Raw genomic sequence first — 12,074 nt, forward strand, 5'->3', positions numbered from 1 at the left:
TTGAAGACTACAACGTTGATAGGTTGGATGTGGAAGTGCAGTGATGCATGAAGCTGACCAATACTAATTACTCGTGAGGCTTGACTATACAACACCCAAACAGTTGTATGGTTCGATTGAATCAATACAAAAAACTTGATTTAGTGAAGCGTTAGTTAGACAATAGCAACTCAAACAGCCCAATCTGTAAAGATTTGGAAACGCAAGTACGGCACGAAAGATAAGACCCGAACGTCTCCATAACAGTTGTGCTGGCGACAATAGCAAGAGTGAACCACCTGATCCCTTCCCGAACTCAGAAGTGAAACCTCTTTGCGCTGATGGTAGTGTGGGGTTACCCATGTGAGAGTAAGTCATCGCCAGCTCATTAATTCCAAAAATCCCCCTGACTCATAGAGCAGGGGGATTTTTTATGCCTGCTAAAAATTCCTGCTACAAGCCTTAATTCATTTTTGGCTATATGGTCTAAAAACAGGATAGTTATTAGGCATACGGAGTTCTTATGTCTGATTCAAATTCTGAGCCTATGCACATTGAATATGGTTCAAAGTCATTTTTGGCAATTTTATGGTTATTATTTTTAGCAGGATTTTCCTCTTTTTCAGCGTTGTATTGTGTACAGCCGATGATACCTATTTTTGCAAAATTATTTTGCGGTTTCTCCTGCGCATAATAGTTTCTCTTTATCCTTTTACAGTTGCTCTTGTGATAGGGTTATTGTTTACAGGCTTAATTTCAGATCAGTTTGGTCGTAAACCGATTATGGTATGGGCGCTTTTTTTAGCTGCAAGCTTATTGATCCCTAGTTCAATCCTTTTATTTATTTACTACATGGGATCCCGTATTTTGGGCAGTAGTAGTGGTTTAGTCTGGGAAAACTATGGTTGGAATGGCTTAAGCGTCTTTATTAGTGCTGTGCTGATCATAGGATTATTTTTTGCGCTACAACTCTTTCGGCAATCATCTTCATAAGCATCAAATAATTAAAAATTTAAACCACTGTTTTTGTATATTTTTTAATCAAGAATATGAGCGGAATTCATGGTAAAATGATCGGCTTTCATCTTTGATCTAATTTTCAGATCTTCCATCTGCCAGCCGAGAATTTGCTAGCCATGTCTACAGCTTATACCGCACAGACAGCGCCGACCGCGTTGTTTGATTACGACAAATATTGGGCGTCTTGTTTTGAACCCGCACCATTTTTGCCGATGTCGCGCGAGGAAATGGATCTACTCGGCTGGGATGCCTGTGACTTTATTTTAGTGTGTGGCGATGCCTATATTGACCACCCATCTTTCTGTTCAGGTATTATTGGGCGTACCCTTGAAGCACAAGGCTTCCGTGTGGGGATTATCGCCCAGCCAGATTGGACTGATCCTGAGGCATTCCGTGTACTAGGTAAACCGACCATTGCTTGGGGCGTGACTGCCGGCAATATGGATTCCATGATCAACCGTTATACGGCGGATCGTAAAATCCGTTCTGATGATGCTTATTCACCAGATAATCAGCCGAACAAGCGTCCAGACCGTGCCGCAACTGTGTATTGTCAGCGTTGCCGTGAAGCATTCCCGGATGTGCCGGTATTATTGGGTGGTATTGAAGCTTCTTTACGTCGTATTGCCCATTATGATTACTGGTCAGACAAAGTCCGTCGCTCAGTGTTGATGGATTCAAAAGCAGATTTATTGATGTATGGTAATGGTGAGCGCTCGATTACTGAAGTGATGCACCGTTTGGCCAAAGGTGAAAAAATCCACGAAATTACCGATGTTCGTGGTACTGCTTTTATTGTTAATAAACATAACCGTGCGTCTAAAGCCAAGTTTGTCGAAATTGCGTCGAATGATGTCGATGCGATTGGCCGTGTCGATCCAATCATCAATCCTTATGTGATGACTGAAGATTTGGATGGCTGTGAAATTGAAAAAGATAAAGGGAATTCTTTAACTCAATATCAAAATTTCCAGAAAGAACTGGTTACCAATCCAATCGTGCGTGAAGGGGATAACTTAGCACCTGATACACAAATTGTGCAGTTGCAACCCGCGTCCAAAGCAATCAAACATAAGTTGCCACCTCGTGAGCTAGCCGTAATTCGATTACCTGCATTTGAAGAAGTCGCTGCAGATCCAGTACTTTATGCGCATGCCAACCGTATTTTGCATTTGGAAACCAATCCCGGAAATGCGCGTGCCATGGTACAAAAGCATGGCGAACGCGATGTCTGGTTGAACGCTCCACCGATTCCATTGACCACTGAAGAAATGGATTATGTGTTTGACTTGCCTTATGCACGTTTGCCACATCCATCTTATGGTGATGCACGTTTCCCAGCTTTTGACATGATCAAGTTCTCCGTGAACATCATGCGTGGCTGTTTTGGCGGTTGTACTTTCTGTTCGATTACAGAACATGAAGGTCGTATTATTCAAAACCGTTCTGAAGAATCTATTCTGCGTGAAGTGGAAAAAATTCGTGATACCGCGCCTGGCTTTACCGGTATTATTTCCGATTTAGGTGGGCCGACTGCGAACATGTATCGTTTGCAGTGTAAAGATCCTGAAATTGAGAAAAACTGTCGTAAGCCATCATGTGTATTCCCCGGTGTTTGCCAAAACTTGCATACTGACCATGCACCATTGACGCAGTTGTATCGTAAAGCACGTGAATTAAAAGGCATTAAGAAGATTCTGATTGGTTCAGGTTTACGTTATGACTTGGCTGTATTGAATCCTGAATATGTGAAAGAACTGGTTCAGCATCATGTTGGCGGCTACCTGAAAATTGCGCCGGAACATACCGAAAAAGGTCCATTGTCGAAGATGATGAAACCGGGTATTGGCACCTATGATCGCTTCAAACAGATGTTTGACCGTTTTAGTAAGGAAGCAGGTAAAGAACAGTACCTCATTCCTTACTTCATCGCAGCGCATCCGGGTACCACCGATTACGACATGATGAACTTGGCGGTTTGGTTGAAGAAGAACGGTTTCCGTGCCGATCAGGTACAGACTTTCTATCCATCTCCGATGGCCACTGCAACCACCATGTACTACACCGGTAAAAATCCGTTGGCGAAAGTAGCGCGTTATACTGAAAATGTCGACATTGTAAAAGGCGACAAGCGTCGTCGTTTGCATAAAGCCTTCTTGCGTTACCATGATTCGAATAACTGGCCATTATTGCGTGAAGCATTGAAAGAAATGGGTCGTTCAGACCTGATTGGTAACTCGAAACAGCATTTGATTCCGACGTATCAGCCTGTGGGCACCGAAGGTCAGTATCAATCGGCACGTAAGAAAAACTCGACTGTTGCCGGTGATTCGCAAAAACGTAGCGGTGACAATGCTGTTCGGAATCATTCCGCAGCGAACCCGTCACGTCCGTCGAATACCAAAAAACGTCCTGAAAAAGGTCAGATCTTGACTCAGCATACCGGTTTACCACCCCGTGAAACTGGGGATGCTAAAAAACCGTTTGGTGGGCCTAAACCAAAAGCTAAATCAAAGCCGAAATCGAGAGCTTGATTTAAAAAATAAAAAAGAACGCTTAGGCGTTCTTTTTTATAATTAATTAAAAAATAACAGGAATTAAACAGCTCGTCGGAATTGTAGGACAATATCTAAAAGTATAGTTGCATCAGTGCTTGGGCCTGATATACCCTATTTATAGTGTCTAATAACGGATTTAATTTAGACATCAATCATGAGCATCAAATCAGTGCAACTTTTTGTCAGCTTTTATGATGATTTCGTCGTTATTTAAATGCAGTTTGTTTACTTAAAAAATTAATAAAAATAAGAGTTGTATACTGAATTTAATAACAATCGGTGTGACACCGAAAAAGATTATAAAAATTTAAAGGACTAACAGGATGATGGTTTACATTTTGGTCGGGAGTTTACTCCTATTCTGCGTACTGTGTATGGCTTGGAAAAGTCTAGAAAGCAGTACCAAACAGCAAGATAGTGCTTTAAAGCAAAGGGCTATCTTTAATATTAACGAACAATTAACCTATACGCGACTCAAGGAAATATTGCCACAGAGCACTATATTGGCTCATGTTTCATTTGATGCGCTATTGACAACCAAATACTCTCGTACCCGCCATAAATATCGCAATATGGTGGCAGACTTTGTGGTGCTTGATAAACATCATCAAGTCACAGCCATTATTGCACTTGATGATCCCATGGTATTAAAACGTCCACAGAATGCACAATATCAAGATGCACTTTTAGCTATGGCGGGATATCGTGTCATTCGCTATGAAGATGTGCCTGAATATTATGAGTTAAGACAAGATTTCCTTCTTGAAAAATCTCCTCACAATCAGTTAGATATACAGCTGGCAGATATACCAAAGAAGTATAGTTTTTATCCTGAGCTGGAACGAAAGAAAATCCGAATCGTGGGATAATAACAACAAGCATGAATTCATATGCATTCATGCTTATTTATATCTATTGTTTTAATGTTCTGCATGGACAGCAGTGACTGTCATTTCCACCAAAACGTCCGGTGCATAGAGTTTGGATTCAACACAGGTTCGTGCAGGTGCATGACCTTCAGCCACCCAGGCATCCCAAACTTCGTTCATTGCAGCATAGTCTTGTTGTATATCTTTTAAGAAAATCATCACCGACAAAATATGGGTTTTATCTGTTCCTGCATCTGCCAATAAGCGGTCTATATTATCCAGCGTTTCTTGCGTTTGCGCTTTAATATCCAGTGAGGTGTCATTGGCCAATTGACCGGCTAAATGGATCAGATTCCCTGAAATCGCTACTTCGCAATAACGCTTTTCTACATGTAGACGTTGAACACTCATCAAATTTTAATCCTGTGTTTTGGGCATGATCGCTGCAACAATTATAGTAAGTAAATTGCCAGATATTGTCAGTCATACTTGGGAAAAATTGGTTTTTAAAATGAGTGTGGCTTGATGTGCACGTTGTTGTTGGAGGTGCTTAGAGATTTACAGGAATATTCGCAGAAGGTATGCAAGAGGGGATTCCATGGTTTACAACAGAGTTGCCCTGTAATATTCGGATTTGATCGTCACGCCAATCACAGGACAGCATGCTAAAAGTAAAGGTGATTTTTAGCATCTCAGCGGCTACATGGATAAATGCATCGCGCCCATAGAGTACCTCAAAAATAGTAATTATGTATCATCAATTGGTCTAATTTTATTCTTTTGATTGAAAAATATTCAAATGCTTACCACAACGAAAGCTGCGGCTGAGCCAGCTGGTCAGAAAGTTGGTAAACCCCAACCCCGATTAAGCGAAATTGAAAGTGTTCAGGAATCTGCATTTCGATCAGCAATTGCTGAAGCACATCTTCCAGTTGCTTTTGATTTTCTAAGGGTTGTTTAAAACTTTTACTGTGTTGCAAAACCTGGAAATTTTTCAGTTTTAGTTTGGCTGAAACACCGCGTGCACAGAGTTGTTTTTTCTCTAAATTCGCCCAGACTTGATCCATCAGTTTGGACCAGTAGTTCTGGCATTGGATTAAAGTCAGATCATCATCAAAGGTGGTTTCCTTGGAAATCTGCTGGCGTTCACGTTCGGTTTCGACGAGGCGCTCATCAATCCCTTGGGCATAGAGAAAAAGCTGCTTGCCATATTTACCAAAATGTTGAATCAACACCGCTTGGTCAATTTGTTGTAAATCGCCCAAAGTTTCCAATTGCAATTTTTTGAGTTTTTCTTGAGTGACTTTCCCGACACCGGGAATTTTCTTTAACGGCAAATCTTGAATAAAGTTATGCACCTGTGAGGGTTTAATGACACAAATGCCGTTAGGTTTATGCCAGTCTGAAGCAATTTTAGCTAAAAACTTGTTCGGAGCGACACCCGCCGATGCGGTTAAGCCTGTGGCTTGAAAAATATCTTCCCGGATTCGCATGGCGACTTCGGTTGCACTGGGAATATTTTGTAAATTGTTTGTAACATCCAAATAGGCTTCATCTAAAGATAAGGGTTCAATGAGGGGAGTATAACGCTGGAAAATCTGATGAATCTGGGCAGAGACAGCACGATATTTTTCAAAATTGGGTTCTATGACCACTACTTGCGGACAGCGTTTTTTGGCCTGTGACATTGACATCGCAGAACGTAAACCAAACTCACGTGCAGGATAAGAGGCAGCACAGACCACAGCGCGTGGATGATGTGAGGCAATCACCACGGGTAAATGCTTTAACTCGGGTCGGTCTTTGAGTTCCACGGATGCATAAAAGGCATCCATATCGATGTGAATGATTTTTCTCATGCAGCCCTAATTCTGCCTCTAACGCTATATAGCTTCAGTATCTCATCTTCATGGCTGAAATTGTAGAGCAGTATCAATCGGATACGACACAGGCTGACTGAGTAAAATGACTTGTGTTTTTTGTTGTTCAGCAGCCTGAATCAGAATTCTTAAGCTTTTGTTTGTGTTATCCGCCAGATAGGGCAAAAATTCTAGAGGCTGATCTACCGGTTTGAAAAAATCATCCCAATGAATCGGTATTACCACTTTAGGTTTTAATGTTCTCAAGCTTTGATCGAGATAGTTTTGCTGAAATTCTTTCGATTGGCGCGAAAGTTGGGCAATGCCTAAAAATAAAGTATCGACCTTTAAATTTTTCAGTTGATCGGGAACAGCACCGGTACTTGCTTTGACCAAAACAGTATGCCCCTGATGTTCAATCAAATAATCAAAGCTATGACCTTCTTTAAATTCAGAAAAACGGGCAGGTTGTTGCAGTGGTTGGGAGATTTCCTCACCCAGGTCATTATTCACTGCCGTCGGTGGAGTATGTCGTGAAGGAATGGCTGTGACTTTGAACTTACCAAAGGACATGGGTTGTAAGGGTTGAACCTGGATTAACTGCTGTTCTGCAACGTGTCCGCCTCGTGCAATATTCAAGGTACTGCTGGAACCGATAATTTTCGTATGTGGAAATCGTTTGCCAAGCTCTGCAAGATCTAGCGTATGGTCATAATGTGAATGAGTCACTAAAATCGCCTGAGTGCGCTGTAACTGCTGTTGCTGAATTATCCGCTGGATTATTGCAGGCTGACTTTGAATTTTCTGAAACAGCACTTGAGACAGGGAAGGGCGACTAAAGAATCCATCGATTAAAATCTGGGTTTTGCCATCATCAAAAAGTAATGTTGAAACGCCAAAAAACTTTACATTTAGGCTTGAAGATGTCGATGCTTTTTCAGAGGCTTGATATTGCCATTTTTGAAAATCAGACATTTGACCGGAAGGTTGCAGTAAAAAAACCATGCCAGCCACCAAACACAGAATGACCAGTCCCAATGAAACCCAAAGTCCTTTTTTAGTCGACATAATTTTCCTGTTTGTAGTTGTTTATTCTTTTTATTGTTGATGAATAGTTGATCTTATCTTGTTATTTTTTCGGTAAATTTTCAACTTTTTTTAGTTAATGGATACCATTTCGTTGTAAAAAGCTGATCCAGTCAGATTCATCGCCATTAAACACATTTAAGTCGACAACTTTTGCAATGCCTTTGATGGTTCCCTGATTGGTATGTTGCCAGAACAGCCATTTCGGCTTGCCTTTTAAATCCGGTTTGCCCTGATATTCACGCACCCACAGCGGAGTTTTGGAAAATTCCCCCGCTAAAATAATGTTATAAAATGACTTGGAAATATAGAAAATCGGTTGTTTGCCATAATGCTTATACAGTCGATCATGCATGATCTGAATTTCTTTAAGTAATTGTTCCTTGGTGTAGGTGTTGATGCAATTACTGTCATATTCCAGATCAATCACCGGTGGTAAGGCATCGGCTTTATTGGGGACTGTTTCAATAAAATTTTGTGCCTGAATTTCCCCATCACGGCATAGACGATAAAAATGATAAGCACCGACCATCAAGCCATTTTCACGCGCTTGCAGCCAATAGTCCTGAAATTTTCGATCCTTAAAATCCCCTCCTTCCGTGGCTTTCAGATAAACAAACCGATAGCTCTTTGGGGAAATCTGTTTCCACTGAATATCGCCTTGATGATGTGATACATCAAAACCTTTGACCGGATATTCTTGTGCCGAAGCAGGATTATGATGCAATACAAAAACATAAACGACGATTGCGACGCAAATCAGCACCAAGCCTGCGCAAGAGGCGTAAAGCTTTTTATGGCTGTTTTGGGCTAATCGTTTTTTAGACATAAATAATTTAAGGGTGATTGATCCAGCATATGATAACGCGATCTGAAACATCAAACCACGCTGTTTCTTCAATCAGCTTAAACAGGCGTATTGCGTGGAATGCGCCAAAAAATGCAGGCAGTGATGATATTAATACAGCCCAGGAAAATTAAGGTGCTATGAAATGCTGTAGTGATGTGTTCGACACCATAGTACGCGGTGAAGACGTTCACCAAGGTTCCTGCCAAAGCCACGCCAATACTCATCGATACCATCATGATCATCGACAGAAAGCTGTTGCCACTACTGGCATCTTGTTGCGGTAAATCCTTCAAAGTTAATGTATTCATCGAGACGAATTGCAGAGAATTCAACATGCCAAAAATAAAGAAGTGCAAAGCGCGTAACCAGATTGGCGTGTCCGCCGTAGTGAGGGCGAAACTGGCAATACAAGCACCCACCAATAAGGTGTTGATCAACAATACCTTACGATAACCAAAGCGTTGAATGATTTGACGGATAAGCGGCTTGGAAGCGAGAGAGCCAAGCACAGTCGGAATCATCAATAGACCGGTAATAAATGGCTCAAAGCCAAAGGCGACCTGCAACATCAGCGGAATTAAAAAAGGCATCGCGTTGCCGCCTAAGCGGGCAAAGAAATTACCGATAATGCCTATAGCATAAATTTTATTGCTAAATAACGTGCTACGGAACAGCGCATTGTGATGCGTATGGGCATGAACGGCGTACATAATAGCGGCCAGTACACCCACAATTACCAGCCCAATACTCCACCATAAAGACAGATGGGGGCTAGAAAAGTTTTCGATCCCCATTGAAACGCCGACCATGGCAATCACCAATAGAATAAAGCCGGAAAAGTCGAATGATTTAACACTAGGTTCAGTTACATTCGGCATGGCTTTAACTGTAATTAAACTGCCTAAAAGCCCCATCGGAATATTAATTAAAAAGATCCAGTGCCAGGTCGCCACTTCTACTATCCAGCCACCGAGTGTAGGCCCGATAAGCGGACCCATCAGTCCTGCAAGACTCATCAAACTCATGGCAGATAAAAACTGGGTACGTGGAATGACCTTGAGCATGGCCAAACGACCCACAGGTAACAATAATGCCCCGCCAATCCCCTGAATGACACGATAGACCAGCAGTTCATTTAAGCTGTTGGCCAGTCCACAACCTAATGATGCCAAGGTAAAGATAACAATCGCGCTAAAGTAGGTCTTGCGTACGCCAAATCGATCTGCAAGCCAGCCACTTAATGGAATACAGGCCGCCACGGAAAGTACATATGCCACCACGACACCATGCATCTGGAGTGGATCTTCACCTAAATTTACCGCCATAGCGGGAAGAGCAGTATTGACGATGGTGGTGTCCAAACCTTGCATAAAAAAGCCAATCGACACCAACAAGACCAGGAGTCTAAATTCAGGTTGTAAGGCTTGATGTGATGGCGTGGCGTTCATAAAAGTATAAAAGTGAAATTTTTAAATAGTTTAAAGTAATCCTCCCAACATGGTGTAAGAAAAAGTTGTTCTATCGAGAGTAAGTAAAGCGTAATAAAGCAGACATCAAACCATTATGCGATGCAAATTTTTGGTTTTAAAAAAAGCTGAAATTTCAAGCAAAGAAAATAAAATCCTGATTTAAGTTCAGCTTTTTACACTTCTGCCTGCAATGAAGTCGATCATTCAACAGCAATCACTCCAATTCATTTGAAATAAAAAAATGCAGATAAAAACAACATTAAGCCGCTTTTTAATCGACGTTCACAAAATCTTGCCATGCTTATGTCATTAAAGTGACATAAAAATGTCATAATTCGGTCCAACTTCCAGCAGCGCTGGATGAGTACTTTTAATTGGTGAAAAAGGTTTTGTTTTTATGACAATCGAAATTTTGATGATTGTTGGCTTTTGTCTAGCCGCTTATTCAATTGTCGGAAATGATGTGCCGCAGACCTTAGGTACCTTTATTTCATCCAATGCCCATCGTCCTTGGTGGTTGCTGTGGCTTTATACTAGCAGCATTTTAAGCGTGGTGTTGCTTTATGGCTGGTGGGCTTCAGGTGTTGGCGATGCCTCTTACGGTCGTCTGGAAACCATTCCTTTTCCTGAGGGTGGCATTACCTGGCTGTATATTGTTCCGCCTATTTTGCTGATTTTTTTGACCAAATACGGGATTCCGGTCAGTACCACATTCTTAGTCCTCACGATTTTTTCGCCGAGCAGTTTGGGTTCAATGCTCACCAAATCGATGATGGGTTATGCCGTTGCATTTGTTGTGGCAATCATTGTTTATCGATTTGTGATTAAAGGCATTTCGGTTTATTTCAGTAAAACCCGAGACCATAAACCCTCGCATATCTGGATTGGCCTGCAATGGGTATCTACAGCATTTCTGTGGAGCCAGTGGCTGATTCAGGATCTGGCCAATATTTTTGTCTATGTGCCGCGTCAGGTTCCGCTGGAATTTTTAATTTTTGCGATTCTGGTGTTTATCGTTCTCTTGGGTGTGGTCTTTTATCAACGTGGTGGCGCCATCCAGAAAATTATCGATACCAAAACCGGTGTGGCCGATATTCGTTCCGCGACCATTATCGATTTTATTTATGCCTTGATTTTATTGGTGTTTAAAGAGTGGAGCAATATTCCAATGAGTACCACCTGGGTATTCCTGGGTCTGCTTGCAGGTCGTGAGTTTGCGATGTCGATGCATCTGGCTGAAGTAAATAAATATCGAACCTCACGTAACGTCAGTAAAGATGCCATGAAGCTGATGGTGGGTTTAATCATGAGTATTGTGCTCGCCACCACTTTGCCTTGGTTCTATAACTTTATTTCAAATTTATAAGTAGCCAGGGTAATTAAAAAAGCGAGCTCTGGGCTCACTTTTTCATATGTAGAATTTAGCTTAAATGGCAAAGTGTTTCGGAGCACCCAAATTTTTAATGGCATTTAAAATCTGGTCTGAATGATTGCAAATAATCAGTTTCGCCCGATGCTGTGGCGGTAAAAAGCCTTCACTGACCGCATGATCCAGCTGGGCAATTAAAGCATCATAAAAGCCATTCACGTTATACAGCATCATGGGTTTTTGATGCTGATTCAACTGGCCCCAAGTGGCAATTTCCAGAATTTCTTCAAAAGTTCCCAAGCCACCAGGCAGCGCAACAAAAGCACTGGCACGCTCCGCCATCATGGCTTTGCGTTCATGCATGCTGTCTACGATGTGCAATTCGGTGAGTTGATTATGTGCAATTTCATAATCCAGCATAAATTCAGGAATCACCCCGACGGTTTGGCCGCCACGTTGTCTGACCGCATCGGCGACTTGTCCCATTAAACCAATACTTGCACCCCCATAGACCAGTCCAAAACCCAAGTCAGAAAGAGCTTGAGCCAGCGCAATGGCTTTTTCCTGGTAAATCGGCTTGTTGCCTGAACGCGAGCCACAATAGAGCGCAATTAAAGGTTGAGTTGTTTTCGGCGTTGGATTTTTATGTTTTGGAGTCATTTTTAATACACTGTTCATCATTATATTTTTTACCATAGCACTTTATTTTTTCATGCTCTAGCTTAGTCTGAAAATATGACACAGCATGTGAGGTCATGAACAGGCTTTGCAAAGATTTGTTAAAACTTGCTGATATAAAAGAGCGGGAGTACTGAAAAAAAGATGAATTTCTAGTTCATCTTGCTATACTAAAAATCTGTTTTCCAATAAATGAATCAACATGAGTAGTGGTTGTCCTCGCTCTGAACATCTCAATTTTTCCGCAAAAATTATAAAGAATGCTGTTCATAGAATATTCAGCGATTTTAATATGAACATCCTAAAATCAGACCTCAATACCCTGCAGGAGAGCATC

9 protein-coding genes, 2 rRNA genes and 1 pseudogene are annotated in these 12,074 nt (G+C 41.6%); 6 read left to right on the forward strand and 6 right to left on the reverse strand.

Translation table 11 applies throughout. From position 1 onward, the window contains the following. The 5 genes and pseudogenes from HLH16_RS12340 to HLH16_RS12360 all read left to right on the forward strand — a co-directional run. Positions 1-88, forward strand: a 23S ribosomal RNA gene (locus tag HLH16_RS12340); the annotation flags it as partial. A gap of 162 nt (positions 89-250) precedes the next feature. Continuing rightward, positions 251-365, forward strand: a 5S ribosomal RNA gene (gene rrf, locus HLH16_RS12345). A gap of 137 nt (positions 366-502) precedes the next feature. After that, positions 503-849 (forward strand): annotated as a pseudogene (locus HLH16_RS12350) (MFS transporter); the annotation flags it as partial. 266 nt (positions 850-1,115) lie between these two features. Next, positions 1,116-3,533, forward strand: a complete 2,418-nt coding sequence (locus tag HLH16_RS12355; RefSeq protein ID WP_171529550.1) for a YgiQ family radical SAM protein — start codon at positions 1,116-1,118, stop codon at positions 3,531-3,533. Positions 3,534-3,880: 347 nt separating this feature from the next. After that, a complete protein-coding gene (locus HLH16_RS12360) occupies positions 3,881-4,426 on the forward strand; it encodes a DUF2726 domain-containing protein (RefSeq protein ID WP_171529551.1) in 546 nt (181 codons plus the stop codon). Between the two features lie 51 nt (positions 4,427-4,477). Here HLH16_RS12360 and HLH16_RS12365 read toward each other — a convergent pair whose 3' ends face one another. The 5 genes from HLH16_RS12365 to mdtD form a co-directional block, all read right to left on the reverse strand. Then, a complete protein-coding gene (locus tag HLH16_RS12365; RefSeq protein WP_171529552.1) occupies positions 4,478-4,837 on the reverse strand; it encodes a RidA family protein in 360 nt (119 codons plus the stop codon). A 392-nt stretch (positions 4,838-5,229) separates the two neighbouring features. Further along, a complete protein-coding gene (gene dinB, locus HLH16_RS12370) occupies positions 5,230-6,285 on the reverse strand; it encodes a DNA polymerase IV (RefSeq protein WP_171529553.1) in 1,056 nt (351 codons plus the stop codon). Between the two features lie 48 nt (positions 6,286-6,333). After that, positions 6,334-7,353: an MBL fold metallo-hydrolase gene (locus HLH16_RS12375; protein ID WP_171529554.1), complete on the reverse strand. Its 1,020-nt coding sequence runs from the start codon at positions 7,351-7,353 to the stop codon at positions 6,334-6,336. Positions 7,354-7,447: 94 nt separating this feature from the next. Then, a complete protein-coding gene (locus HLH16_RS12380) occupies positions 7,448-8,200 on the reverse strand; it encodes a glycoside hydrolase family 25 protein (RefSeq protein ID WP_171529555.1) in 753 nt (250 codons plus the stop codon). Between the two features lie 77 nt (positions 8,201-8,277). Beyond that, entirely contained in the window at positions 8,278-9,669 is a 1,392-nt protein-coding gene (gene mdtD, locus HLH16_RS12385; protein WP_171529556.1) for a multidrug transporter subunit MdtD, read from the reverse strand. A gap of 418 nt (positions 9,670-10,087) precedes the next feature. On the opposite strand from mdtD, the gene HLH16_RS12390 reads away from it, so the two are divergent. After that, entirely contained in the window at positions 10,088-11,056 is a 969-nt protein-coding gene (locus HLH16_RS12390; RefSeq protein ID WP_171529557.1) for a hypothetical protein, read from the forward strand. 60 nt (positions 11,057-11,116) lie between these two features. Here HLH16_RS12390 and HLH16_RS12395 read toward each other — a convergent pair whose 3' ends face one another. After that, on the reverse strand, positions 11,117-11,737 hold the full coding sequence (locus tag HLH16_RS12395; protein ID WP_214646705.1) for an LOG family protein: 621 nt from the start codon (positions 11,735-11,737) through the stop codon (positions 11,117-11,119). Positions 11,738-12,074: the final 337 nt, after the last annotated feature.

This window comes from Acinetobacter sp. ANC 5378 (assembly GCF_013004315.1).
Lineage (GTDB): Bacteria > Pseudomonadota > Gammaproteobacteria > Pseudomonadales > Moraxellaceae > Acinetobacter.